This window comes from Lactiplantibacillus paraplantarum (genome assembly GCF_003641145.1).
Lineage (GTDB): Bacteria > Bacillota > Bacilli > Lactobacillales > Lactobacillaceae > Lactiplantibacillus > Lactiplantibacillus paraplantarum.
In genome coordinates this window covers 1,134,251-1,161,170 of record NZ_CP032744.1, presented here as the reverse complement: position 1 = coordinate 1,161,170, position 26,920 = coordinate 1,134,251, and the positions used below count along the sequence as shown (strand labels likewise).

General features: G+C 43.3%; 28 protein-coding genes, 2 tRNA genes and 2 pseudogenes. 10 read left to right on the top strand and 22 right to left on the bottom strand.

The features are described 5' to 3' along the window. The first annotated feature begins 9 nt into the window (after positions 1-9). Positions 10-435 (top strand): hypothetical protein, encoded by a 426-nt coding sequence (locus tag LP667_RS05595; RefSeq protein ID WP_021731345.1) that lies wholly within the window; start codon positions 10-12, stop codon positions 433-435. Between the two features lie 267 nt (positions 436-702). Then, positions 703-786: transfer RNA gene (locus LP667_RS05590), tRNA-Leu, on the top strand. Positions 787-1,047: 261 nt separating this feature from the next. Here LP667_RS05590 and LP667_RS05585 read toward each other — a convergent pair. Continuing rightward, positions 1,048-1,362 carry a hypothetical protein gene (locus LP667_RS05585; protein ID WP_021731344.1) on the bottom strand — a complete coding sequence of 105 codons (315 nt, stop codon included), beginning with the start codon at positions 1,360-1,362 and terminating at the stop codon, positions 1,048-1,050. 111 nt (positions 1,363-1,473) lie between these two features. Here LP667_RS05585 and LP667_RS05580 point away from each other — a divergent pair. Further along, positions 1,474-1,546: transfer RNA gene (locus tag LP667_RS05580), tRNA-His, on the top strand. Between the two features lie 58 nt (positions 1,547-1,604). Here LP667_RS05580 and LP667_RS05575 read toward each other — a convergent pair. Further along, positions 1,605-3,872 (bottom strand): ATP-binding cassette domain-containing protein, encoded by a 2,268-nt coding sequence (locus LP667_RS05575; RefSeq protein WP_021731343.1) that lies wholly within the window; start codon positions 3,870-3,872, stop codon positions 1,605-1,607. 69 nt (positions 3,873-3,941) lie between these two features. Beyond that, positions 3,942-4,229 (bottom strand): hypothetical protein, encoded by a 288-nt coding sequence (locus LP667_RS05570; protein ID WP_021731342.1) that lies wholly within the window; start codon positions 4,227-4,229, stop codon positions 3,942-3,944. 114 nt (positions 4,230-4,343) lie between these two features. On the opposite strand from LP667_RS05570, the gene LP667_RS05565 reads away from it, so the two are divergent. Further along, the gene (locus tag LP667_RS05565) at positions 4,344-4,856 is read left to right on the top strand and encodes a hypothetical protein (protein ID WP_033609436.1); all 513 of its coding nucleotides are present in this window, start codon (positions 4,344-4,346) and stop codon (positions 4,854-4,856) included. 116 nt (positions 4,857-4,972) lie between these two features. After that, on the top strand, positions 4,973-5,449 hold the full coding sequence (locus LP667_RS05560) for a MarR family winged helix-turn-helix transcriptional regulator (protein ID WP_021731340.1): 477 nt from the start codon (positions 4,973-4,975) through the stop codon (positions 5,447-5,449). Between the two features lie 123 nt (positions 5,450-5,572). Here the strand turns inward: LP667_RS05560 and LP667_RS05555 are convergent, their stop codons facing one another. From LP667_RS05555 to LP667_RS16980, 18 genes and pseudogenes are all read right to left on the bottom strand, one after another. Continuing rightward, positions 5,573-6,229: a CPBP family intramembrane glutamic endopeptidase gene (locus tag LP667_RS05555; RefSeq protein ID WP_021731339.1), complete on the bottom strand. Its 657-nt coding sequence runs from the start codon at positions 6,227-6,229 to the stop codon at positions 5,573-5,575. Positions 6,230-6,902: 673 nt separating this feature from the next. Continuing rightward, on the bottom strand, positions 6,903-7,274 hold the full coding sequence (locus LP667_RS05550) for a hypothetical protein (protein WP_021731338.1): 372 nt from the start codon (positions 7,272-7,274) through the stop codon (positions 6,903-6,905). 152 nt (positions 7,275-7,426) lie between these two features. Then, positions 7,427-7,765 carry a hypothetical protein gene (locus LP667_RS05545; RefSeq protein ID WP_021731337.1) on the bottom strand — a complete coding sequence of 113 codons (339 nt, stop codon included), beginning with the start codon at positions 7,763-7,765 and terminating at the stop codon, positions 7,427-7,429. A 170-nt stretch (positions 7,766-7,935) separates the two neighbouring features. Then, positions 7,936-8,703 (bottom strand): LytR/AlgR family response regulator transcription factor, encoded by a 768-nt coding sequence (locus LP667_RS05540; protein ID WP_021731336.1) that lies wholly within the window; start codon positions 8,701-8,703, stop codon positions 7,936-7,938. A gap of 5 nt (positions 8,704-8,708) precedes the next feature. Further along, complete coding sequence (locus LP667_RS05535) at positions 8,709-10,043, bottom strand: sensor histidine kinase (protein WP_225428786.1); 1,335 nt, start codon at positions 10,041-10,043, stop codon at positions 8,709-8,711. 228 nt (positions 10,044-10,271) lie between these two features. Continuing rightward, entirely contained in the window at positions 10,272-10,880 is a 609-nt protein-coding gene (locus LP667_RS05525; RefSeq protein ID WP_021731334.1) for a hypothetical protein, read from the bottom strand. A 128-nt stretch (positions 10,881-11,008) separates the two neighbouring features. Continuing rightward, positions 11,009-11,830 (bottom strand): Cof-type HAD-IIB family hydrolase, encoded by an 822-nt coding sequence (locus tag LP667_RS05520; RefSeq protein ID WP_021731333.1) that lies wholly within the window; start codon positions 11,828-11,830, stop codon positions 11,009-11,011. Positions 11,831-12,164: 334 nt separating this feature from the next. Further along, positions 12,165-12,821, bottom strand: coding sequence for an NAD(P)H-binding protein (locus LP667_RS05515; protein WP_021731332.1), 657 nt, complete (start codon positions 12,819-12,821; stop codon positions 12,165-12,167). Positions 12,822-12,839: 18 nt separating this feature from the next. Further along, positions 12,840-13,595, bottom strand: coding sequence for an SDR family NAD(P)-dependent oxidoreductase (locus LP667_RS05510; RefSeq protein WP_021731331.1), 756 nt, complete (start codon positions 13,593-13,595; stop codon positions 12,840-12,842). Positions 13,596-13,684: 89 nt separating this feature from the next. Then, positions 13,685-13,823: pseudogene (locus tag LP667_RS16990) on the bottom strand (SDR family NAD(P)-dependent oxidoreductase); the annotation flags it as partial. A 208-nt stretch (positions 13,824-14,031) separates the two neighbouring features. Beyond that, the gene (locus tag LP667_RS05500; protein WP_021731329.1) at positions 14,032-14,385 is read right to left on the bottom strand and encodes a cyclophilin-like fold protein; all 354 of its coding nucleotides are present in this window, start codon (positions 14,383-14,385) and stop codon (positions 14,032-14,034) included. A gap of 17 nt (positions 14,386-14,402) precedes the next feature. Further along, positions 14,403-14,767 (bottom strand): annotated as a pseudogene (locus LP667_RS05495) (cupin domain-containing protein). A 64-nt stretch (positions 14,768-14,831) separates the two neighbouring features. Then, entirely contained in the window at positions 14,832-15,326 is a 495-nt protein-coding gene (locus LP667_RS05490) for a YbhB/YbcL family Raf kinase inhibitor-like protein (protein ID WP_021731326.1), read from the bottom strand. Between the two features lie 12 nt (positions 15,327-15,338). After that, complete coding sequence (locus tag LP667_RS05485) at positions 15,339-15,977, bottom strand: SDR family oxidoreductase (protein ID WP_021731325.1); 639 nt, start codon at positions 15,975-15,977, stop codon at positions 15,339-15,341. 17 nt (positions 15,978-15,994) lie between these two features. Beyond that, positions 15,995-17,197, bottom strand: a complete 1,203-nt coding sequence (locus LP667_RS05480) for a hypothetical protein (RefSeq protein WP_021731324.1) — start codon at positions 17,195-17,197, stop codon at positions 15,995-15,997. A gap of 36 nt (positions 17,198-17,233) precedes the next feature. Further along, a complete protein-coding gene (locus LP667_RS16985) occupies positions 17,234-17,401 on the bottom strand; it encodes a hypothetical protein (protein ID WP_021731323.1) in 168 nt (55 codons plus the stop codon). A 31-nt stretch (positions 17,402-17,432) separates the two neighbouring features. Next, a complete protein-coding gene (locus LP667_RS05475; protein WP_021731322.1) occupies positions 17,433-18,176 on the bottom strand; it encodes an SDR family oxidoreductase in 744 nt (247 codons plus the stop codon). 13 nt (positions 18,177-18,189) lie between these two features. Continuing rightward, positions 18,190-18,636: a hypothetical protein gene (locus LP667_RS16980; RefSeq protein WP_021731321.1), complete on the bottom strand. Its 447-nt coding sequence runs from the start codon at positions 18,634-18,636 to the stop codon at positions 18,190-18,192. 135 nt (positions 18,637-18,771) lie between these two features. Here LP667_RS16980 and LP667_RS05465 point away from each other — a divergent pair, with 135 nt between their 5' ends. The 5 genes from LP667_RS05465 to LP667_RS05445 all read left to right on the top strand — a co-directional run bounded on the left by LP667_RS05465 (position 18,772) and on the right by LP667_RS05445 (position 25,930). Further along, a complete protein-coding gene (locus LP667_RS05465; protein WP_056988374.1) occupies positions 18,772-19,680 on the top strand; it encodes a LysR family transcriptional regulator in 909 nt (302 codons plus the stop codon). Between the two features lie 480 nt (positions 19,681-20,160). After that, the gene (msrA, locus tag LP667_RS05460) at positions 20,161-20,967 is read left to right on the top strand and encodes a peptide-methionine (S)-S-oxide reductase MsrA (protein ID WP_021731319.1); all 807 of its coding nucleotides are present in this window, start codon (positions 20,161-20,163) and stop codon (positions 20,965-20,967) included. Positions 20,968-21,290: 323 nt separating this feature from the next. Continuing rightward, positions 21,291-24,242 carry a YhgE/Pip domain-containing protein gene (locus LP667_RS05455; RefSeq protein ID WP_056988373.1) on the top strand — a complete coding sequence of 984 codons (2,952 nt, stop codon included), beginning with the start codon at positions 21,291-21,293 and terminating at the stop codon, positions 24,240-24,242. Between the two features lie 555 nt (positions 24,243-24,797). After that, on the top strand, positions 24,798-25,178 hold the full coding sequence (mscL, locus tag LP667_RS05450) for a large-conductance mechanosensitive channel protein MscL (protein WP_021731317.1): 381 nt from the start codon (positions 24,798-24,800) through the stop codon (positions 25,176-25,178). 104 nt (positions 25,179-25,282) lie between these two features. Then, positions 25,283-25,930 (top strand): deoxynucleoside kinase, encoded by a 648-nt coding sequence (locus LP667_RS05445; protein WP_021731316.1) that lies wholly within the window; start codon positions 25,283-25,285, stop codon positions 25,928-25,930. Positions 25,931-26,215: 285 nt separating this feature from the next. On the opposite strand, the gene LP667_RS05440 is transcribed toward LP667_RS05445, so the two are convergent. Continuing rightward, a complete protein-coding gene (locus tag LP667_RS05440; RefSeq protein WP_033609428.1) occupies positions 26,216-26,902 on the bottom strand; it encodes a glycerophosphodiester phosphodiesterase in 687 nt (228 codons plus the stop codon). Between the last annotated feature and the right edge of the window lie 18 nt (positions 26,903-26,920).

The following is a 26,920-nucleotide window of genomic DNA, read 5'->3' as shown; positions in this document are numbered from 1 at the left end:
GGCCCACACGTGAACCGGGCAATTTTAATCAGTCTCTGTTCGCTACTGCTTTTAGCTGGCTGCACCTCTAACGCTGAGCCGAGTATCTCAACCAAACAGGCAAATTCAGTCGCAGCAGCTAATCGGGCAGAACAGACCAGTCGTGCCAATCAAGCTGCGGATGCCAGCGCCAAAAAGCAGTCGGGTGACCACTACCAAGCAACTGACGATCATATCACCAGCGCAACTAGCGCCGTGGCGGCCGTGGATCAGGTCCTTAACAAGCCTAAGCAGCAGACGTTTGGTGTCATTCCAACTGCGAATCAGGATGCACATGGGCATCACTATTATCAAGTCGATACCTATCAGAAAACGGCTAATGGTGGTCGCGGTCATTATTTGAATAGTTACTTTGTTTATTTAGATGGTAGTATTACAACCAAACAAGCGAATTAATTGGCTGCCAAGTTGTCACCCGTTAAAGCATTGCTGTTGAGGATGCTTTGATGGGTGACTTTTTATATTAATTTTCACATGCTTCTATCAGCTGACTTAATTAGCCCATTCAAGGCTCATTTCCACAAGTAACCGATACTGAGCAGAAAATAATTAGCAACTCGTTATGTAATTGGCTGGCACAACTAAGATAAATGGCATAAATATAGAAAAAGGTTTATTTTTTCGTCACTTTTCGCTATAATGAATATTGTTGTTAACGCAACTGCCCCAGTGGCGGAACTGGCAGACGCGCAGCGTTCAGGTCGCTGTATTGGAAACAATGTACAGGTTCGAATCCTGCCTGGGGCATAATTGAACATCTTGGTTCAACGGAAAAGCTTGGTAAATATTAATTTGCCGGGTTTTTTATTTGTGCAAGTTTTAATAATCGGTCCCCAAATATTAATCGATGTTATCATGTATACCTTTTATATCGGCCTCCAATCAAAGTTCCATACCAGCGAAAACTGATATTAGTAACTCAACAGTTGCTTAATTCTATGTAGAACAAAGTCGCAGAACCCAACAATTGTGGGCCCTGCGACTTTGTTTTCAAAATGAACTATACTACTAATCCTGCTTATTCTTATTTGGCTTAATCATCGCAATCAGTCCGGTCAGTGCCAAACCGAGCCAGCCCCACCAGTTTGCAGTAGCCGGAGTCTGTTCATCAGTTTGTGGCAGTTGCGTCGGCGTCCCGATACGAGGCGTTTCAGTCGATTTGACCGTATCAGTAGTAACCAGATCACGTGAGTCAGTCCGTGCCATAGTTGAACTAACGGCACCATTATCATGATGATTGATAGCAGTGAGTGACCTTCTTGTGGCTGTCACTTGCTGAGCATTCGTGTTAATAATATCTGGTTGGGAACTAATGTCAGTCATACCTGTCTACACGAAAATAAACACCACTAATTTCTGAAAATTAGTAAAAATCACTATGCAACCCTCGATTTTAGTGTATACTAGGTATGTTGACGAAAAGTTAACGTGATGGCGGTAGTGGCGAAGTGGTTAACGCACCGGATTGTGGCTCCGGCACGCGTGGGTTCGATTCCCACCTACCGCCCTTCTAAAAAAGCACGTGCAATTGCATGTGCTTTTTGTTTGCTCAATTTTAGTAAGTTTTACATTGCCAGCCAGGATTTCAGTGCCGTACCCGTCCGCGAAGCTGCGGCATGCACGGATTCGCGTGGCGTCCCACTATACTGAATTTGGCCACCATACTGCCCTGCATCGGGACCAACGTCAATCAGCCAATCCGCCTGACTAATTACCGACAAGTTATGTTCAATAATAATCAATGAGTTACCGGCCGCCACTAACTCATCGAATAATTTTAGTAAGCGTTGGGTGTCTTTTAAATGCAGACCCGCAGTCGGTTCATCCAACAAGTACACCGTCCCCTTCTTACCTAATTCCACAGCTAATTTCAACCGTTGTAGTTCGCCGCCTGACAAGGTCGTCAATGGTTGTGCCAATGTCAAGTAGCCTAAACCGACCCGATCTAGATTCGTCAGTGGCCGAGCCACCTTGTCCACCGCGGCAAAAAAGGCTAAGGCCGTTGTGACCGACATCTGGAGGACGTCCGCAATTGTCTTACCTCGGTACGCATAGCTGAGCGCCGTTGCATTATACCGTTGTCCATGACATAACTCACAAGTCTGTACGACCGGGTCCATGAAGGCCATATTCGTAATCGTCACGCCTTTACCCTTACAACGGGGGCACGCGCCTTTACCGTTATAACTGAACCAGCTTGTAGCGACACCGTTTGCCTTCGCGAATAATTGCCGAATTTGGTCTAATACCCCTAAATAAGTCGCCGGCGTTGACCGGATATTCAAGCCCACGGGCGTCTGGGCCAGATCAATATAAGCCGTCTTTAATTGTTGTTTTAGCGCAGTAATCAAGGAGCTCTTCCCTGACCCGGCCACACCCGAAACAACTGTCATCACCCCAAGCGGTACGTCCACACTAACATCATGCAGATTATTTTCATTAATATGTCGCAACGCTAACACGGTCTTGACTGGTCGCTCCAGTCCCCAAACATGCGGTTGCCGTAACCACCGACCTGTTAGTGTATCAGAAGCTAATAGCTCGTCATAAGTGCCAGTAAATGTCACCTGTCCACCAGCACGGCCAGCCGCGGGACCCATTTCGACAACGTAATCGGCTAATGTAAACATGGCCGGATTGTGCTCCACAATCAGAATCGTGTTTCCCTTATCCTTCAACTTCGTCAATGCTTGCTTGATCAACTGGATATCGTGTGGGTGCAATCCAACACTTGGTTCATCTAAGATATAAACCATATCCACCAAGGCACTGGTCAAATACTTAGCAATCTTGATCCGCTGCGCCTCACCGCCAGATAAAGAACTTGTCCCACGGTCCAATGTCAAATAACCTAGACCAATATCGACCAACGACTGAATCTTAGTCGTCAGTTCCCGCACAATGTCTTGAGCTAACGGCGCATCGATCCCCTGCAAAAAAGCCAAAACGTGCTTCAAATCCATGGCCGTCACCTGAGCAATGTTGACCCCGTTAATATGATTAGTTAAGACCACTGGCTTGAGCCGAGTACCACCGCACGTTGGGCACGCCTTACGCGTCACAATCGCCGCAATCGCATCACGATGGTGTTCCGCTTCCTTCTTGCCAATGATCGACCGTTGAATCCGTGGCACGACACCTTCGTATAATGCTGTTCGGGGAAACCCTTCCCCAGGATGTGCTAGCTTCTGTTGTGGCGCGTGCATCAGCAGGTCATAGTCGGCGGCCGTATAATCCTTAATAGGTTTATCATTGTCGAACAACCCACTGGTCGCATAACGTCGCCAGCGCCACGTATCCGGCGCAAAACTCACAAACGTAATGGCCCCTTCATTTAATGACTTCTCCGGGTCGATCAATTGTTGTTCATCAATATCATCAACGTAGCCTAATCCTTGACAAGTTGGGCACATTCCTTGTGGCAAATTGAACGAGAAAGTATCCGAATACCCAATAAACGGCTGCCCGACACGTGAAAATAACAGTCGTAACAAGGAGTAAATTCCCGTGTAAGTTGCCAAAGTCGAGCGAGCATTTTTGCCCAGTCGTTGCTGTGCGATCACAATTGCGACTGGTAAGTGCTCAATATGGCCGACGTGTGGCTGCCCATATTTTGGTAAATACTGTTGCGTAAAACTGGGAAACGTTTCATTTAGTTCCCGACGTGATGCCGCGGCAATTGTGTCAAAAACCAGTGACGATTTTCCAGAACCAGATAAACCAACAAACACCGTCGTTGCATACTTGGGTACTCGTAAATTAACATGTTGTAAGTTATTTTGAGTTGCATCGAAAACTTCAATGGCACCCTTAGTAAATGAATGACTCGTCATCCAACCTTCCTTTCTATTCAATAAGCCTGTAACATCAAAAAAAGGACCTGAAAATTCAGATCCTGAGGTTTAAACAGATTCATCAACGAGCTTGACGACGGTCCCATAGCCTGTCACCACTAAAAACCGGGGTGCCACACTCATTTGAGCCACTTCGGTATTAAAGTTCACATAGATCAATCCATCGCCACCTTGGGCTTCCGCCTTTTCCAACAGTAACGGTTTGACTTGTTCAATTAAATCATCGAACCGCTCGAACTGATCGATGCCATCGGATTCAAACATCAAGTGTTTGGTAACGGAGACAACGCCTTTAATCATGTGCGAGCGTTGTAAATCACCGGTTGTCATAAACATTATCCCAACCCCCTATCATTATAATTCTACTTGAAAAGACCATGACTAGCAAATGTAACCAATTATTTGACCACCAGTTTTCAAAGGACTAAGTTAAGCATGGGGAGTGAGAATTTGAAAACTGCAACACAACTTTTACAACAATATACTTTTGAGCCCGTCAAGCCTAAGCTACGGGTCGAACAACATAGCTTAGCTATCCAGCATCAAGACCGTGCCATTCCATTCGGCCATTTTAAGATTCGACTGAAGAATATTAATAGTCAACAAAGCTATCTGTTGGAACTCAAGCAAGCTTTACAATTGACTACTGCCACCGGCTTACAACTACGCTCGCGATTACACGGCGTGCACGTTCAACACGCGCGTCATTTGGTACCGAGTAGTTATCATATCTTAGCCTCATTGACCATCAAAGCCACACCACAGGCCTCCCACGGTTTTGTTCATAAGCAGGTTCATGCTGCCTACTCGGTACCCGTCACCGGCTATTACGCTCAGAACCTGCCCACTCAGGTTCCGCTCTACATCTTTACGGACAATCACCAGTTGGCGATCAACCAACGTGCACTGGCCACCTTATTTCTGAAGGAATTCCAATCACAAGCCCTTAACAAGGTTGGTTAATTAATCGTCACTTATAATTAAATTGCTTGAAAACGATGTATTTGCGTAATATTAATTGCATTTGACGAATTAATTGCGTACAATGTACTAAAATAGATAGTAAAGGAGGCGGTTTGATGGCAACCCCAACAAAAAACATTTTGCTAGACGAACAGCTTTGTTTTGCGCTTTACACCGCCAGCAAACGTTATAATCACTTTTATTCTGAAGCTTTAGCACCCTTTAAGCTGACTTATCCCCAGTACATTACCTTACTGGCACTGTGGGAAAAGAGTCCGATGACGGTCCGCGAACTCGGTTCACACGTCAACCTTGACAGTGGTACCTTAACACCACTACTGAAGCGGATGCAGACGCAAGGCTGGGTCGAACGCAAACGCGATACGGATGATGAACGGCAAGTCAATATTTCATTGTCACAAAAAGCTATCGATGCCAAGCCAGAGATTTTTGCCCACGTTAATTCTTGCATGGACTTACTTGGTCTCGATGAATCAACGTACAATCAAATTCGTGAAACGGTTAACTTTGCTTCCGAACACATCAAAAACGCCGATCCTAAAAAGATCGACTATTCTGGTGAAGCTTTCTAATCAGTTACACGTATTGAGATCTAATAGTCAGAAAGGTCGGCGATTAATGCCGACCTTTTTGCTATTCCAATCAATCATTGCCGGTCGTCTTAATTAAATATCTTATGATTTAATATTACCAATCTAATTCAAGGCTGATCCGTGTAATAACAAAATGCTCATCGCAAACGCATTGATTATAAAATGAAGGACAATTGCTGCTCGGATTTTGCCAGTCAGCTGGTAAACTGTCGCTAACACCAGCCCCATTGTCACATAGATCAGAAAACTAGGCACCGTCGAACTACTGTGTAAACTACCGAAAACCAGACCACTAAGCAAAACTTTTAACCAAGTTTGTTTAAAAAATAAATTCGTCAGAACACCACGGAAGACCAGTTCTTCGGTAATTGGTGTTAAAAAAACTGCGCTAAGCGCCATTAGCCACAAGGAGAGCGTACTACCGGCCATCAAGTCCTGAATGACCATATTATTTTGAGTTTGACTTTGATGGTAAATAATCTGATTGATCAGTTGAAAGACACCTTCTAAGATCAAAATGGCGGCGTAACTACCTGCAATGATTGCCCAATCACGACGTTTTAAGGGCTGCGACTCATACTCACCAGTATAGTGCCGCATCAGGGCATTAGCTGTCACGGCCAATATCGCAAACACAAGGAGATAGCTAATTACCAATAATACTTGCCATGTCGTTGTGTTGGGACACTGATTCAATTGGTTAATTAATCTAAGTAACATTGGTGGGATGACAACACCAACCACTAAGCCAGTCATCATCAGAACTCTTGCAAGCCATCCCAAGCTACGGTCAAATAACGCCGTTGGACTTCACCTCTCGGCATAATTTTACCGCAGTCCTAATAATCAAACACGTAATTGCAAGTCGTAATTGGCAATAATTGTTCGATTTGAATTTAAATATTATTAATAAGAACTGTATTGTTCATTTAAAATTATCGAAAAACAATCATATATTTAAAAAATAAAATATAATTTTGACTATTTCGGATAAATCTTCACACTTTCTTCACAATTATGTAATAGTATATACTTGTACCTAATAGTTATACACTTGTTCATTTTACTCCCCCAAAGTGGATGGACAAGCAAGTACAATCCCCCATATTGTACTTAAACCTAACTCTTTGGCCCTACTGCTTCTGGCGGTAGAGTCATTTTTTTATTTAAAATACACTAACAGGGCATCCTCAGGCCAAATTATTGCCTGTTCAGCCACCTTTATATGATTGGTCCATATCCTGTTATTCCGTTGCAAAATGGCTCATTTAATTTTTGATTCATATTAATATCCTAATAATTCCAACTACTACTAAATAATGCGTTCACAAAAATATCAGTGGTTCCTATCAACCACTGCCAACTAGTGCTATCAACTGCGCAAGTACTTATTCAGGCGCTATTTATCGCTAGCCACCAGTGTATCGCTTGTTCAGCTCGTGTAACCGCCCATCCAAACTAATAGCACATCAAAAATTAAAAATAGGATATTAAAGTGTAATAACCACCAATTCATCAGCCCTTTTTCGCGCACCATTCCCATAATTGCTAAAACAATGCCAATAATTGGGATTAAGCCCCCCTGTAACAACCGATAGATTGGCAAATAAGCTTGTTCTGAGAATAACACTGGTCCTGTTAATTGCCCCAACAAGATAAACAGTAAGAATACCCCGATATTCAACAACGAACAAGCAAATGCGGTTTCAGTAATTGTCCCCATTGATAACCGAAAATGATACCGCAACCTCAAAACAAACGTCCCCACAATCCCAATCACTAAAATAATGCCAACCACTAACATACAGCCACTGCTCCTTTTCTTTCTGAATTTTACTGTACGCTAAAATTCAGAAGTCGCCTACTACTTAACATGAAGCTTAACCGTTTTTTAGCAATCCGTACCGCTGACAATTCGGGTCAAAAAAAGAGCCGGCAATGCCCGCTCGCCCCAATCTAACTCTTTGTCCCAGTTGGTACCGTTAACGTCTTGGGTTTTAGCCCAACGACCTTGATCGTCACCCGTTTGTTAACTGGCATTTTAACGTAGAATTGACCACTCTGCTTATTTGAAATGACCTGCCGAACATGCTTACCACTTCTTAAGGTCACAATGATACCGTGCTTTGTTCGCCCACTGATCGTTGCGGAGGTGGCGTTGTGGTGATAGACGACCTTCGACACGGTCAGATGATTGACGTGCCGATGATAATCTCCCTGAAGACTATATTCCGAACCAAAGATCAATAGACAACCAGCCAGAATCATTAATACTAATGACCAAAACTGCTTCATTACCCCACCTCCAAGCCAGTCCCCATAACTGGTGTTTTTGATAGTCTTAGCATAATCGTAAATCGACATCAAAAACCAAAAAAGGTGCAAAGCCTTGAATAGCTTGCACCAACGTCATTAAAATCCATATTAATTTGACGATTTTGTTACATTAGAGTTATCTCGAAACATTAATTAACAGTGACACTCAATTCCGAACGTTTGATCAGTGCCACTAAGTCATGCATCTTGCGAATAGCAATATCAACGGCTTCGCCATTCTCAAAGTATCCCAGCTGTTGTTGCTTATCAATTCGAACAAGCATTTGTGGGTTCACTAAAAAACTTTTATGCACCCGAAACAACTCGGGGTGGGCGATCGTCTCATCACTGATCTTACCGTTATACTGAACGATCCGATCAATTAAGTGTAGCACCAACTTATTACGACTCGTCCCAGTCTCAATGAACAAGACTTGCTCCAACGGGACGTTAAAGAGTTGGCCCCCCTTAGAATAGGAGAACATTGCCTTACTCGTGACACCTTGCTTCGTATATCGTTCATAAGCAACTCGAATATCCGTTTCAACTTTAGCCTTAACAGTCTCCTGACCAAGATCCTTAACAATAAAGTCTAGTGGTTCGATGCGGCGTTCAAAAGTTAAAAAAGCCATCTCTGAATGGGTCGATACAAAGACAATCTTGGCGTTCACATCCGTTTCACGAATCCGCGTTGCAAGCGACAAACCGTTCAATTTTTGACCTGGATACTCAATATCCAAAAAGTACAAGCCCTCGACATTAGTATTCGCTTCGACGTAATCCAGCAATTCTTGTGCTTGACCAGTTGCCAAAGTTAGTTCCATATCGAAATCATTAATCATAATATGATTTTTAATAATTTGCTTTAATGTTGCTAATTGTTCAGGATCATCTTCCACAACAAAGGTCTTTAACACGCTGCTCACTCACTTTCAATACTAATAATAAATTCAAATCGCTGCCGTGAACTCACCTCGTAAGTCACATTAGCTAGTGGATCCAACAATTCACGGACGGTGGCCAAGCCTTGACCATGGCCGGCACCCTTAGAAGTGTGTCCTGCGACCATTAATTCATCCAGTCGCTCAATGGGATGCGTTAACGAATTCGCAAAAATCAATTCAACCATTCGAGAGTATTTAACAACCGCCACCGTAATCTGACCACCACTCTGACCATTGACGGCTTCAATGGCATTGTCTAATAAAATACCACTGACCCGTGCCAGCGTTACCGGATCAATTGCGATACCTGATACTGGATCATTCGCCTCTAAGCGCACCTGAATGCCAGCTTGCCGCGCCGCTGAAAATTTACTCTGAACAATGGCCTTTAAAGATTTGTCCTTAATTTGCTCCAAATTATCAAAATGACCAAAATCACGGCTTAGACTCTGTTTTGATTTTGTAACAACTTGGGCAAAGTAACGCTGTAATTCAGGATCATCAGCCGTCTGAATATATTCACCTAATGACAGCAAGATATTTTGATAGTCATGGCGAAACTTGCGCAAATTCTGATAACTGTTTTCCAAGTTCTTAACATAAATATCATATTGTTTGCGCTCTAGCGCTTGTCGATTGCTTTGAACCCGCAAGGTATAACTATAAAACAGGTAGATAAAGGTTCCCGCATTGATCATTAAAATCGCAACTAGAATCAGCATCAAAATACCCAAGAAGCCGGAACCAATATTATAATTATCTGCAGCCACCGTAATCGTGAAGAAAGCAACGGCCACCACTGCCAGCGCACTGACAATCACATTCAATGTCACCTCGTCACTAAATTGACGCGGGTAACGTTTTTGTAAAACTTTAAAACTAACCACGACGGCCAACATGCACGCCGTAACGATCGACTCACCAATAACTTCAAACAGCCAGCCACTCCAATCATTCAAACCAAGGTTGAGCAGATGAAAAATGGATTCTGTCGCATAATTACCAAAAAAGCTAAAGAGAATATAAGCTAATGTGGCCGTTAAACTGGTTACGATAAAGTATTTTTTACGGCGAACAAACGCCAATAAACCCATGTTCACGATAAACGTAATGATATCCGAATAATCGTCATATAACATGTAGATTGCCGTTAAGAACAGGGTCATCACCGCGATACTGAGATACACCCGCTTCTGACGCAATTCACGATTAATTAATATCTGTAATAAGAATATCAGCATAACCGAATACCAATGGTCAAAAGCCGCGATATACCAATAAACGTAAACGATAACTGCTCCCCTCCCCCGCATAATGCTCAATACTACTATTGTAGCGAAATAAATGTGATTTGTATATTTGCGCGGTAAAAACTTAACAATCTTTACTGAATCACTGACTTCCTTGCTACAACTCATAAACATCAGAAAAGCCAGCTTTAATGCTATTTTTCGGCTCCTGAAAAATAGCAACACGTCGCAACAGTCACGAATACAAAAAAGCGACCCCCATTCATTATTGGCGTCGCTCAAAGATTGTTATTAGTGAAAGTCACCGGGCATAAAACTCTCGATAACGGCAGTTGTATTAAAGGTTTCGAAACTATGAAAACTGGCCTCATCAATTTCAGCATAGCGAATCGCAATTTGTGGCCGCTTTTCAAGGTCAAACATATCCACGTAATTAAATTCAATATACTTTTTATGTTCACTGTGAATAAAGCCAGCGTAACTATCACCGTGCTTCTTAATTCGTCCAGATAATTGGATGACTTGATCATGATGGAACGCTTGCATTAACAACGTCTTTAACAACGAATGCTTAGTTTTATGTTGTTTCTTCAATAATTTATTCATCAAGCGTTCAGTATTCCAAATATCATAGTAACCACGTTGTTTAGCTAACGTAATAATGGTCGCCATGCTCTTCAAATAATCCGTGTCACTAATCACGCGGGCTAACGATGCCTTACGAAAAACGACTAACCCATCAAGCTCACCATCAACGTTAACGGCCTTAACCAGCACAAACTTTTCATCCTGCTGAATGACGTAACCGACACTGAACTGTTCATTGGTTCCCTTTGAATAAATCTCAACCAGGTGTTTATTTTTAATCGCCTTAGCTAAATCGTCACGAATCGCACTCATGCGTGTTCCCCCATTCGGTAATTTGTAACCAATAATGCTCTCATATTATCATATTTTCAGTTACCATGATACCACTTGTAAAAGCCGGAATTCAAACTTGGACTTTTGTTTTTATGATAAATATAGTGCTATAAAACAAATTTGTTAATCACTTCCGCCAACGCATCATGATTATTATCGCCAACCGTCACGTACTTTGCCGCTGCTTTGACGGCATCGATACCATTAGCAACACTCACTGGTAGCCCGACCGCGTTCAGCATTGGTAAATCATTACTATTGTCGCCCGCTGCAATAATCTCATCCGCACTAATTCCCAGCAGTTGGCCCAATTGAACCGCGGCGCTCCCCTTATCGACTCCGGCTGGATTGAACTCCACGTACCGATCAGATGAGTAAGTTACGGCCAGTTTACTAGGATCGACGATGGCTTCAACATCCGCCCGCATTTGTTTGCGGTCCGCCATCGTTGGCAATGCCATAATAATCTTCATCACATTCAGGTCCTTGAATTGGCCAAAGTCAGGCGTTGTCATCGTTGTAAACGTCACGCCACGGTTTTGAAGATAATCCGAATCCGTTGAAATCGGATTATAGATATATAACGCGTCTTGCGTATACACATGCGTAGCCGCCTGCTTGTTTGCAATACCGGCTGCAAAAACCCCCTTCGCAACGTCATGAGGCATCGCATTGACCGCAATCGGTCGGTTATCTTTATTTTCTAAAATCAAGCCACCATTATAAGAAATAGAATATTGGTGCGGTTGATCACGCAAGCCCATCGTCTCTAAATCATTTTGAAACGACGTGTAACTGCGGCCAGAGTTCGGCACGAAGTAAACGCCCTTAGCAGCGGCTGCTTGAATCGCCGCCGCGTTTTTTTCTGACAACGTACCATTGTCATTCATTAAGGTTTCATCTAAGTCACAAACAATCATTTTATACATATTAAGGTTCCCTCTCATCCGCTTGACCTGCTAGAACTTGGTCAGTTTAGGTTTACTATTCCACTCTAGCGAAAGATGGTTGGAAATGCAACCGCTTTATTACAGACATTATTTTCTAAGGCGTATGTCTAAATGATAAACTGTCACTTTAAATTAATGATGCGCAAAAACATTAAAACCGTTTCAGGGTGTTGATTTTGATTCAATAAATAAAATTCGCCGTTAACTTTATCAGTTTTAACAATTCGGGAAGAAAAAGCGCAATAATTGATTTAAGAAACAAGAATTATTGCGTTATTTATTAAGTTTTCATGGCAATCACTTCAAAAATTGCCTAACGATTACGTTCCATTAATTTAATCTGTGGCAACATATCATCGGTCCCAGGCTGAGCGATACCTAGACTAGTCCGAGCATACTCACATGGATTGCTAACAATCTGTAAAACTAAGTCCGCAATACTCGCTCGTGACACCATGGTTCCTTTAAAGGTTTCACCCTTTTGTGTCACTTCATAATCCACTTTAGAGTCATCGGTCATGTACGCTGCCCGGATAATCGTATATTGTAGCGCAGAACTTTCGATGATCCGCGCAGCCCGGCGTGTATCTTCTTTTGAAGCATGACCAACAACTTGCTCCACCCAAGAACCGAATGGCGCTGGCGTTTCATGATATAGTCCGGAGCCAGTTATCCAAATCAATTTTTTAACTTGATTATTAAGCATAACTTGAACAATATTTTTAGCTAACAATTCCATATTACCAGCCAAATTGGCATAGACAATATCCTGGTCAGGCATGACCTGTTCTAACAGTTGGCTATCGGTAACATCGCCTTCTACAACTTGTTCTCTTTCAGGATTCACAATGTTTAAACGTTCAGAATGGCGTAAAACTAATGTTAGCTGCACTTCGGTCTCAGCTAACAATCGTTGTTCTGCAATTCGAGCAATCCGTCCATTGGCACCCAAAATTAAGACATTCGTCATCAAGTTCCTCCCAATTTTCTAATGAATCGTGTAACCACCATCAACCGCAACGGCTTGTCCAACCATGTAACTAGCCGCATCGCTGCAGAGGAAGAGGACTACTTGCGCAACTTCTTCTGGTCTAGCAAGCCGGCCCATTGGAATTTCACGCATAAGGTCATCCATTTTCTTCTTCTCAGTATCATCCATCCGTGCAACCATTGGCGTATCAATGATTCCTGGGCAAACCGCATTGATGCGAATGTTGCGGTCAGCATATTCCAGTGCACTGCTCTTAGTCAGACCTAGAACCCCATGTTTAGAAGCATGGTAGGCCGTCCGATCAGCAATTCCAACTAACCCGCCCATTGAAGAACAGTTAACAATTGCGGCCGGGGTTCCCTGTGTACGCATTTGTGTGAGCTCGTACTTCATGCTCAAAAACATCCCTTTAAGGTTGGTATCCATAACATGATCATATTCATCAACTGATAAGTCCGCCGTATCCATCACCGGACTTTGGATTCCGGCATCATTATAGGCATAATCGAGATGGCCAAACTGGGCAACGGTAAACTTGACCATGACTTCAACGTCTTTAGGCTGAGCAACGTCACATTGAAACGACACTGCTGAATATCCTTGATCAACTAAATGCTGTGCTTCATCTTTGGGTTCATGATGGCCCGCCAGAACGACGTGAGCTCCTGCCTTTGCGAATAAAGTCGCGGCGCTCAGACCAATCCCCGTACGTGCACCCGTGACAATAACAACTTTATCTGTAAAATCAAACATATTAACATATCTCCTTAATTAGAGCCCTTCAATCGAAGGACCTCATTTAACTGAACACTGTTATCAAATTAAGTAATGACTAGCGTAAAAGCCATACCACCTACATCCTCTTCAATAGTTTTCACCAGTTCTTGTAACCGATTTTCACGTCGAGCGCCTAGAACGACTTTTGCACCATGACTGGCTAATAGCTTCACCGATACCTGATGAAGCTCCAGTAATAACAATAACCTTGTTTTTCTACTGACATAAGTTCATCCTTCTAAATTAATGTTAAAACTTTTTATTCATTCTCAAATTTCCCTGACACCAATTACTTGATTACAATCACTAGTTTATCAGTCTATTAAAACATTTGAAGGATCCAAAAGTTGAATCACTATGAACCTATAGTTGTCACATATTGACTAATGGTTGTGACTATCTATTACAGTAATTAAGCTTTTTCAAATTCCATTACAACAGTGCCCAAAGATCGGAATTGTGTTAAATCACCGTTATTAATATGGCCAATCTTTTGTAAATCACTAATGACCTCACCAGTTTGCTTATAGAAGATGACAAAGCTGTGACGCGGTGTCCAGTAGGCAATGTCACCCACCGCGTAACCAGACGTGTGGACTTCGTTTGCTGGTAATGCCGAGTCAAAACGATAAGTTAATTCACGTGAATACAGGTTCAACATTGGTAATTCCATTGGCATTTGTGCGAGCAACGCCGCGCTAGTTGCATTTTCATCAAAGTTCGCCGTCATTACCTGACCATTAACCGTTATTTTTACTGTTTGCATCAAATCATTCTCCCTATCTAGCTTAAAGTATCGTATTCAGCGTCACTAAGTGGTTCTAACCATTCTGACATGCCGGCAGTAATTTCAATATGACTAAACCAACTATCCTTGATCGCCCCGCCAATGTTTAACCCCATCGTGGGTGACAATGACATCACCAGGATGTAACCGTTCCGCTGGTTGACCTACTTCTTGATACCAGCCCGCACCACCAGTCACCTGTGATCTGGTATCCATTATGATGAATATGCCAGTTATTGCGTGAACCGGGTTCGAAGCTGACATTGCTGACGGTCACATCAACATCACTGTCTTTTACGAGTGAATTATGATAACTATTACCCGTGAAACATTACTGAAATGCGATGTTCCATTCACCCATCGTAACCAGCCCGCTTTGAATACTTTGTTTATTTTGATCCATAATGACTCATCCCTTCAAACAACTAATTTTTAGCTAACACTTGCAGCCCTGCTTTTTCAATGACTCGATCAGCTAGCTGGTTGCGAAAATCATTGTAATAAAAGCCATTCTCTAGTTGCATGTCCTGACTGAGTGCATAAACGGTTAAAGTGTAATGATGTGACTGGTCAGGTGGATTCGGACCAGCATAGTGATTCGCAAAATACGAATCATTAATGCCGTAAAATCGCGACATCCATGAATTTTGACCCTGGGGTCCCTCAAAGTTGCGACTGAAATCAACTGGGATTTCGGCCATTGGTGGCACATTTGCCGCTAACCAATGAATAAATGGGAAACCGGTCCGCGGAACTGCATCATAATCAATTAACGAAATCGCTAAGGACTTCGTTTTAGCCGGAATACCACGAACTTCGATTGGAAACGACATGATTGGCTGGTTACCACGTTTGACATTTGCCTGACTTGTATAAATCATTGGCAAATAGCCGTCTTTTAGTCCAACTGTAATCTGCATTGATTTCATCTCCTAATAAAAGCTCGGTTTGTCCCAAGCAGTATTTGGCTCAGCCACCCCAATGCTAGTACGCTGATAGAGCACTGGATCTTTTATAATATCGGCAATCAGCTTGGCAACGGCTTGGCGCGTAACCTGCGTATCCTTGAACGGCGTCCCCTGCGGAATCACTTTATAATCAAGGTGCTGATCATTGTTATACAACCAGGCCATACGGAGAAAAGTATAGTTCAAACCGCTATCATCAATTACTTGTGCCGCCCGCTTGATTTCCGTGTAATCTCCCATCATCTGGGCATTCCAGATGCCAAACTTACCAGCAACCTCGTCATAAATACCTAATCCGCCAGCCACAATCAACCGGTCGACCCCGTCGGTCTTCATAGTGCTGACCACATTTTGATTGGCTGTCGTGAAATGACCGGTTGCAAGATACACAATATCTTGGCCGTTGATTGCGGTTTCTAAATCAGATAAATTATTCCAGTTTCCATCAATCAACGTCACCCGGTTATGATCTGAATATTGCAATAACCGCCGGCTAGCATTCCGTGCAAACAAGGTTAATTCGATGTCGGATTCTTCCAACAAACGTGGAATTAAGAAGGCGGAAATGTTGCTCGTTGCGCCTAATAAAATGACTTTTTTCATGATAATAGCTTCCTTTTCTAAAATACTAAGTTCAACAATACTGCGCCAATTAGGCTGGTTAATAGAAATACTGAACAGAACTTCCAGTTCCAACGAATCGAAACGGTCCCTGGGCCAACATTCAACAACGTCGCCACAATCATGACAATTCCGGCAAACGGCGATAACATGTACGCTGCAACGCTTCCGATATTTAAACTAAGCGCAATCAGTAATGGCGACAACGAAATGTGCATTGCCATAATAACTTTTCCAATTAAAGCAACTGATGCTAGTGGATGAATGCCAATCAGTGAGACCAAAACAACAATGATAGGAACTAGTAGTACTAACCACCAGCCTAGATGGGAAAATAACGGGGTTAAAGTTGTCGTCAGCTGGGTACTAATGATCGAATGCTGAAACCCATACGTGAAGGTCCCAATACCAACAAAGAATGGCGCTAACGAAGCGCCACTAGCAATTCCTTGATGCCAATAAGACGTGGCGGCTTTTTTTAAAATGGGGTTAAAGACCGCCATCTTATTCCCACGCTTAAAACTTAATAGGCCGGTCCAAATCAGAACAATCAGTAAACCAGCCAGCGTCACTGAATCCATCGAGCTCGCAACTTTGTTTTCCATCAATACAAAGCTCAACATCAGTAAGGCAACCACTGCGAGTACCAGTTCCAATAAAGACGCATGTGTCTCATTTTTACGCTGAACATCCTGATTAACCGTGGTTGATGTTTCCTGCATGTAAGCTTGGCTATGCTCCATAACATACGCGAGCACTAAACCTAACAACCCTAAGATCAAGCATGGAATAAATAATCGGGTCCAACTGACTTTTGTTACAGAGCTGATCAAGAAAATAGTTGCCGCACCTGGCGCCCACAATGTTCCAAGAGTAAATGCCCGAGTAACCGCAGTCGCCGAAAAATGAACCGAATCCTTGACTTGGCGTTTAATGCTGTCACTTAAGATCGATAGGACGATAGCGACGGTTCCCATAGAAAGAATACTGGAAAGTAAATGGGTTACTAACATGACAAATGCATAGGTCTGTTTAGGCCCATGGACATGGCCTTGCATAAATTTCTCAACCGCCGTTTGATAGTTTCCGACCGTGACTGGTATGAGAAAAAGTTGCATCACGACCAGTAAAACCACAATGTCGACCATCGAAACGATGGCAGTTGCCACGCTGACTAGCGTTAACCCAGTTGTACTTAGCAAACCTAATCCTGTGCCAAAGAAAATTAAGGTAGCGATTTAAAAGGAACGGCTCAAACTTGGGATACCTAGAATTGTGACACCAATGGCAAAGCACGCATCCAAAATTGTTAATTTGAGTGGTACCACTAACTCTAATAGCTGGATCAATACTAGTCCTGCCACCAAGCCGCGATAAATATTTTCTTTATTAATCAACCGTTGCACTTGCTAATCGCTTCTTCCCTATTTAAATACCTTAGGCTTGTTTCGTTGGATAAATCGTAAATTCATTCACATTGACCTCGTCTGGTTGGGCAACTGCAAAATCAACGACCCGGGCAACGGCGTCTGGGGTAATACCGACGGCTGCGTATAACTTATTCATGCCCTGCTTGGAACTGGTATCAGTAATGGTGTGTAAAAGTTCAGTATTAATGGCTGCTGGATAAAGGCTGGTCGTCCGAATATTCGTGTGTTCCTGCGCACTCTCCATTCGAATAACTTCCATTAAATTCCGAACTGCAAACTTAGTCGCACCGTAAACACCGGAACCAGCAAAACTCTTTAAACCGGCAACTGAGGAAGTCGTGATGATCTGTCCGTGTTTTTGTGCCGTGAAATCGGGCATTACTGCGGCAACCCCGTTCAAGACTCCTTTTAAGTTAACGTCGATCATGGCGTTCCATTCATTAGTCTTTAAGGCGCTAATTGGTGAGGTTGGCATAATACCGGCGTTATTAAAGATTACATCAATTGCACCAAATTCAGTCTTGGCTAAGTCAACTAATGCCGTCAAATCAGCCGGGTTCGTAACGTCCGTTACTCGAAAGACAGCTTGACCACCGTTAGCTTTAATATCGTTAACAATCTCCTGTAACTGACTTTCGCGACGCGCGCCTAAAACGACCTTCGCACCATGACTTGCTAATAATTTGGCACTAGCTTCGCCAATTCCTGAAGAAGCACCGGTAATAACAATAACTTTATTTTCTACTGACATAATTTGTTTCCTCCTAATTAATTTGTTTATTTAAGATATGATCATAGCTCAAAACGTTCATTGTCTGGAAGTTCGCACCGTAAAGACGAATCTTTTCGTTATAAGGCGCTAGCAGAATCTGATTATGACCAATTCGTTTCCAGGTTCCAGAATAAATATTAGTCACATGATGTTGATTTTCTTTCCACTTATGATCCGCAGTGAAGGTGATTTTTTGATGAATTTCTTTGTTATGATGATTGATCCAAACCCCAACGACATCAGCGTCATTAATTGTTGAGGTCTGGCTTGAACGATCAACTCTGCTTGAACTTGTCTTATTTCTAATCACTGTGGCATTCGTTGCTGTTTTAGCTCGACTACTAGTTGCTGGATGATGGACCAAACTAAATCCCAATCCCATGACGCCGATTAAAACTACGATGATTCCGATTACCATACCCTTTACCTTTTTGTTCATTGGTGACCTCTTTTCGTCAACTCATGTGTCTTAACTACAAATACTAGTATAGTCGGATATGGACTAATTTGAAGAATCCAATCGTTGACCGACTATCAACTATTGGTTTATACTCCAGTTATTGGAGGAATTGTCATGGATATTAACCAACTACAAACGTTTTTACGAGTTAGCGAGTACGGTAGCTTTACTAGAGCCGGCGAGCAGAGTTTTATTTCCGGAACAGCCGTCATGAAACAAATCAACCGACTTGAAATCGAACTCAACCTTAAACTTTTTGATCGAACCGCTACCGGTGTGCAATTGACGCCACAAGGTAAAAAGTTCAAGCCGTACGTGCAACAAGTTTTAGACTTATTAAATACGGCTGTCGAAGAAACACGTCGGGTTCGTACGGATGATAAGCGAATTATTACGATTGGGACTTCACTACTACATCCCGCTGATCCATTTATGCAGTTATGGCAACAAGTTGCACCGACCATGGATAAATTTCAAATTCGGCTAGTCCAACTACAAGAAGATCTTAATTCTAGTAATCGTGAATACGCGATGTTGGGCCGTAGTAGCGACCTAATCGTTGGAACGTTTGACAGTACCACGTTGAAACACGCCTTTAGTGCCGTAAAGTTAGGCTCATATCAATTTGGTATCGCTGTGCGAAGTGACAACCCGTTAGCACAGTTAGATGAAATTTCATTTGCAGATTTAGCTGATCAGAAAGTCCTGATGGTTCCGGTAGGTATCAGTGAGAAAAACGATATTTTGCGACAAGAAATGTTGGCCACCGTTCCAAGTATTCATCCCATTGATACTAGTGGTCGCTATGACATCAATACCTTCAATCAAACGGTTGAAGAAAATATTGCAATGATTAGCCTAACCCCATGGAAAAACATTCACCCTAACCTGGTTACTATTCCATTAAAAACGGATGTTACGGTAGCGTACGGACTCTTAAGTACCAAATTTCCTGGTAAAAAGGTCGCCGACTTTTTACACGAATTCATTAAGGTTGATAGCCGGCAGCACAACAAGGCGTAATTCATATGGTCAGTATCAAAAGAAGACAATACTTATAGCCATTCTTGACTGAAAGTATTGTCTTCTTTTAAGTTCTATCGGTGATTGTTTTTACTAAAAGTATTCACTTTTGAATTCCTTTTGAATTTGAAACTCGCGGAAATTTTTCTTGACCCGTCACACTTACCGCATGACGTTTTGAACATCAGCCAGTTAACTTTGAGATTATCGGAACCAAATCTCAAATCATAACATTATGTACCGGTGAAACCATCATGTTAGAATCAACTTAAATTAACTATCTTCTAACGATAGACACCAGTATTCAAAAAGGCCGGTTCTAACTACGCTTAACGTCTCCAGAGTTGCTCAGTGTGCCACTATAACCGGGTCAGGTGCTACAACAATCAACAAGCTAAAGAAAGGAAATATGCAATCGCCATAAATGTAGAAATTAGTCATGACTTACGATATTTCTTCATATTTTGCATCGCAATCCAGATGAAATCAAACAGCGAAGACTTACTACGCGAATTATACAACCTAATTATCAACCCGGCGACGCGGGACTGGGAACGCCACTTATTAGTCCAAGCCAAGGACAATCATCAGCAACTGTCACCGACTGGCCAATTAAAACAACTGGAAGCTGATTTGCGGCCACTAGCTATCCGCGACAACTTAACTCCGGATGTCATGGACTTTTATCTCGCAATCACTGGCAATGCGCCTACCCCGACGCGAACAACAGTGACAACATCCCGGCCGACGGTAGCATCACCTCATGAAGAACGGGCTGTCTTTGCTGGCGGGTGTTTTTGGTGCATGGTTGAGCCCTTTGATCAGCGTCCCGGAATTAACGCCGTCATTTCTGGTTACACGGGTGGCTCATGGGAACAACCTACTTATGAACAAGTTAGCGGGCAGTATACTGGGCACGTTGAAGCCGTTGAAATTAAGTATGATGCCCGTGAAATCTCATACCAGGAACTGGTCGATATTTATTGGCAATTGATCGACCCCACTGACCGCTTTGGCCAAATTAACGATCGTGGTAGCCAGTATCGACCAGTTATCTTCTATGCCGATCAAAGTCAATTAGCCATTGCCCAAGCATCCAAACAAGCCGTTATCGACGCGCAACGTTATCAAAAACCAATTGTCGTGGCCATTGAACCGCTACAGCAATTTTGGCCCGCAGAAAATTACCATCAAGACTTTTACCGTAAGCAACCACGACGCTATCAGCGGCTGAAAAAAACGCATGACCGCTATCTACATTGGTTGAAATTCAAGAACAAATTTTAACTTGTCTGTTCAGACTCTAGCAGACACAAGTCAGTAATACTATTCCGTGAAAACATCGTATCCGTTTAAAGATTACAAAACTAACCAACTGAATCTCATAAGATTGCCCACACCATAAGGTCATCATCATGCGCACTGCCGTTTCTAATAATCATCGTCCAGATTTTAAACCCCACTTGTTCCCAATCTGTGGATTAAGCCTCACATTGTCCTAAGTTGATGTGGCACGATTTCTAAAACCTGTTATTCTCATTAATGCACATATGGGGATTTACTTCTGTGCCAATTCAAATCAACATTCAATTAAAGGGGCGTACATTATAATGATTAAAGCAGAATGGGCGTATATGCGAAAGCACAAACTGATGATTATCGTGATGGCCATCATCATGTTTATCCCATCAATCTATGCCGTCACGTTTCTTCGCTCCATGTGGGATCCATATGGGCGTTTAAATGACCTGCCAGTAGCCGTCGTTAATCACGATCAGGCCGTCACTTATCAGGGCAAACAGCTCAGCGTCGGACGGAATTTGACGACCACCTTAAAAAAATCCGATGCCTTAAAGTTCAAGCAAGTCAGCGCTGATCAAGCGGCAACGGGCTTAAAAAACGGCCATTACTACATGGTCCTAACGATTCCAAAAAGCTTCTCACGCCACGCAACCACCTTGCTTGACCAGCATCCGCAAGCCATGGTCTTACACTATGACACGAGTGCCGGCCATAACTTCGTTGCCAGTAAGATGGCTGACTCCGCAGTAACTTCCATCCGCACATCCGTGGCCCAGACCATCACGACCAGTTATGCTAAGACGATGTTTGCAGCCATCAAACAACTTGACAGCGGCCTTAAAACAGCAGCTACTAATAATCAGAAGCTAGCAACGGGCGGCAAGCAACTACAAACCGCCAATCAAAAAATTGCAACTAACCTAGACACCTTAGCCGCCAGCTCACTGAAATTAAAGCAGGGTAGTCAAACAATGACCGTTGGGTTGACCAAATATATCAACGGGGCCTCACAACTCCAAGCTGGCAATCAAAAAGTTGTCGCTGGTCTAACGCAGCTACTCGTTAAGAGCAACCAACTAGTCGCCGGAATAGCGCAACTTAGTAATGGTGCTCAAGCTTTGAATCAGGGCGTTGGCCAATACGTCGCCGGCGTTCAACAAGTCAACACTGGGACAACTAGAGTCAACAGCGGTGCTCACCAAGTTGCTAGTGGCACTCAGCAATTCAGCAGTGGGACGACGCAACTGGCGACTGGCACCCAACAATTCAGTACCGGCCTGAACACCTATGTCACTGGTGTCAATAAGGTCAACACTGGGGCTAACAGTCTTAGCCAAGGCGCTGATCAATTACAGTCACGAACGCAACGTCTAACTGGTGCAACTACCGCCCTAACCAACGGAGCAAGTCAGCTAAGCACCGGTATTCAGACGCTAGGGCAAGCTAGCACGACACTCACAACGGGCTTACAAAAACTGCAATCACAACTTAAACAACCTGAAGACAACCAAGCAGCAATTAATGCAACCGTGACAGCCATGAAAAAGCAAGCTGCCGGGACCAACCTAACAGCGGTCAAAACTGCCCTGAACACATTAACAACAGCCATTAAAACTAGCAACACCCTCCACGCAAGCGTGGCGGCAACGGCAGATAGTCAAAAATTAACGGCGGCCCAAAAATCAGCTATCTTGGCAACGGTCGATCAGTCGGCCAATAGCGATGCCATCAACGCGGCCCTAACTAGTTTGTCGACGGCCTTAACACAAGTCGATCAGCCAACCGTAGACACCACCGCCCTGACTAAGGCGCTCAGTGCGACCAATCAACAACAAACCGCCCTCGCCTCAACAGTGTCGCGGCTGACCGCTGGTGCACAATCACTAACGACGGGCCTTCAGACGACGGGCACGGCAGCTAACAAGCTAAGTTCTAATTTAGCCCAGTTTAATGCCACGTTACCACAACTGACAACTGGAATTACCACGATTGCCACTGGTGCAACCAACTTAGCTAGTGGGACCAACACGCTCACCACCAACAGTCAGCAACTAACCCAGGGCTTCCAGACGCTCAACGCTAATACTAGTCTGCTCAATCAGAAGAGCCAACAGCTCGCAACCGGTGCTAACCAAGTCGCCGCTGGGACTCAGCAACTGGCCACCGGAACGAGTCAACTCAGTACTAAGGGCAACCAGTTAACCCAAGGTACTAGTCAAGTGGCAACGGGACTTCAAAATGTCCAGTCCAACTTGCCAAGTTTAACCAATGGCGTTTCTCAACTCGCAACGGGCAGTCAACGCGTTGCTACGGGTCTCAACCAACTCGCCACTAGCGGCAACACCTTAACAGCTGGAAGTAACCAACTCGCTAACGGTAACAAACAATTAGCGACTGGCGCACAACAACTAGCCAGTGGGGCTAACCAAGTCACGAGCGCTGGTAGCAAACTTCAAACTGGTAATCAAACCTTAGCAACCAAACTGGGAGCAGCTGCCGACAAAGGTAAAATCAAACCATCCAAGCTGACGTATCAACAAGTTGCTAAACCAGTCACAACGACTCACACAGACCGTGATGACGTTCCTAATAATGGGACTGGCATGGCGCCTTATATGTTAAGTGTTTCGTTATTTGTTGGTGCCCTGGCTCTCAACATGATGTTTGATATGTATACCCCACGCAAGCATCCGAAGTCCGCACTCGACTGGTGGAGCAGTAAAGCCAGCATCATGCTTGTCTTCTCAATTATGGAAAGCAGTATCATGCTTGGTCTGATGATGCTGATCAATGGTCTCAGCCCGATTCACCCCTGGGCCACGTGGTTGCTACTCACACTGACGGCGCTACTCTTTATGACGATTGTCGCCTGGCTTAACTTAGTTCTCGGTAAGGCCGGGGCCTTCTTCAGCATGGTACTCTTGGTCCTACAACTCGGAGGCTCAGCCGGAACGTATCCAATTCAATTATCCGGCCACTTTTTCCAAGTTATTCATCCGTGGTTACCGATGAGCTATAGTGTGAACGGCTTACGGCAAACATTGATGACCGGTAATACCGCCCTACCTGAAATGGGTGTCTTAGGGCTGTTTCTGATCCTGTTCATTGCCTTAACGTGGTTATTCTTTATCCGCCGTTACCCCCGCCTCGCTCAGATCGACTTTGAAGACTCCGCAGCAGTCAAAGCAACGCAGAGTAAACTAGCAGCCCTTGTTCAGCGAAAAGCGCGGGCAAAAGCAGCTGATCAGGATAAAAATTAGTCACACAAGTAACTAGTAACTTGCACCTCCTTAGTTATTTAGAATGGCACTTCCAAGCGACTTTCTCAACATCGAAGAAAGTCGCTTTTCTTGATCGTATCATCTAGATGACGTTCCATGCCAGGATAGCTTCTGGCTAGCTTGATCACGTCAGACCTAGCAACAGCTAAACCACCAAGTGTATAGTGACCATTGAAAATGGGCTTTATCGTGATTTGCACTGATGATCCCAGTACAATCCAAGACTAAGTGTGACCACCAGCGACAATGTGGGCATCGGCGTCAGATGACACTCAGGACTAATTCTGCGCCGTACCCGGTCGCGTTTGCTTCATATATCACTGAAGACGCGTCTCACGCCATCTTCGCGCGCTGTTTGCTTGCAAAATTAAGTCAATATCCAAACAAAACTAATCATTATGATTCAGTAAATCGACACGGGTATGCTTTGATTAGACATAAACTTACGGTTAAATTAGATTGGTATATTGATTGAGTCAGCGTTTGATTTTGGCTATACTGAAAACAGTCAATTAATAAAGGAGTGCTAGTCGCATGATTAAAGAATTCAAAGAATTTATTGCCCGCGGTAACGTGATTGATTTGGCCGTTGGGGTTATTATTGGGTCCGCATTTACTGCCATCGTTAAATCGTTGACGGACAACTTAATTAATCCATTAATCGGGATTTTCTTAGGTAAAGTTGATTTATCCAACTTAAAAATCAGTATTGGTGATGCCACCTTCAAATACGGCTCATTCTTAAATGCCATCATTAATTTCTTCATTGTGGCGATTGTCGTTTTCATTCTGGTGAAAATTATTAATAAAGTCGTTAAAAATGAACCAGAAGAACCAGAGGAAGAAGAAGTCGATGTTTCCGCGCAATACTTGGAAGAAATTCGCGATTTATTAAAAGAACAGGCTAAAAAATAAGTGAAAATGGCCCCTAAGCAAATTTTTCATTAAAAGTCTATATGGTATTAAAACTTTTTTTGAGATACAATATATTGTGCAATTTTTTATAAAGAGGGGCTATCATGGTGATAATAACAGCAGGAATGATTGGGGTCGGCAAAACCACGTTAACGGGGTTAATTGCTGATCACCTTGGAACTAAGGCATTTTACGAACCGGTTGGCGACAACCCCGTATTGCCACTTTACTATTCGGATCCTAAGAATTATGGGTTCCTATTACAAATCTATTTCCTCAACAAACGTTTTGCAATGATCAAGAAGGCATTGGCCGACGATAACAACGTCCTCGACCGCTCCATCTATGAAGATGCCCTCTTCACCAAAGAAAACAACGCTGAAGGAAACATCTCTGATACTGAATTGAATGTTTATTTGCAATTACTAGACAATATGATGACCGAATTGACTGAACTGCCTAAGAAGGCACCGGACTTGATGGTCTATTCTGAAACTGACTTCGATACGATTCTTTACCGGATCAAGAAACGCGGTCGCGACTACGAACAGTTCGATCACAATCCTGAACTGGAATCTTATTACTATAAGATGTGGACCGCTTACCGGAAATGGTATGATGAATACGATGCTAGCCCTAAAATGAAGATCGATTTACAACATTTTGACTTAGAAAAGCCTGCTAACCAACAGGCCGTTCTTGCCCAAATTGATTCTGAATTAGGTAAGATTCGTAATCCGACCACCGTCTAATAGCCAGATTAAAAGAACGTGGGTCAAAAGGTTGCTGGCCAGCAGCCTTTTGACCCACGTTTCGATAATATTGATATAAAAATGGTGCCCAGTTTCTTAAGAACTCAAGAAACTGGGCACCATTAATTTTTTCCTAGACTGGTTTAATCAGCACTGGTTCACCCCACACTACTAGTCCACCCTATTAGGTTGCTGGCTCACCACCATAGTAGCAATTCTGGAACTCATAATTGTAGCTAACCATTAGCCAAGCTTTAGCTAACAATCAGCCACATCCATATGATATTACATTGCCGCTCGCACTTGTTGTGCTAATTCAAAATTATTAGTAATCACGGCATTGACTGACGCCGCAAATAATTGTTGCATCACGGCTGGCTCATCAACCGTCCACACCCGTTCAGCAACGTGTTGGACCGGCTGGTAATGCTCCAGGTGGACACCTTCTAAGTGTTCATGGATTGCAAACTCATCTGGATTACCTAACCGTGCTGAAGTCAAGAAAGCATATTTTTGGCGCGCATCAATCGCATAGGCACGCTGCAAGCTCTTCAAGTTAAATGATGAAAACACGACTGGATAAACTAAGTCGGTTTGTTGAATCATCCGCAACACAATCCGTTCAATACCAACATAATAATGTCGGTCCGTCTTAAACTCCAAATTCAGGTGGACTGGCTCACCACTGACCAAATTCAAAAATTCTTGCAATGAGGGGACCGGTTCACCATTCGCCAAGGCATATCGGCGTAACTGCTTGAAAGTCAGATTGGCAATCGCCCCCTGACCATTAGTCGTTCGATCAAGCCACTCATCATGCATAATCACTGGCACTTGATCTTTAGTGAGGTGTACGTCAAACTCTAAACCATCGATATGATGACTGATGGCATAGGCAAACCCGGCCAATGAATTCTCAGGAAACTTAACGGGAACGCCCCGATGACCATAAATCAACGACATATTTGGCACAATTCTTCAACTCTTTCC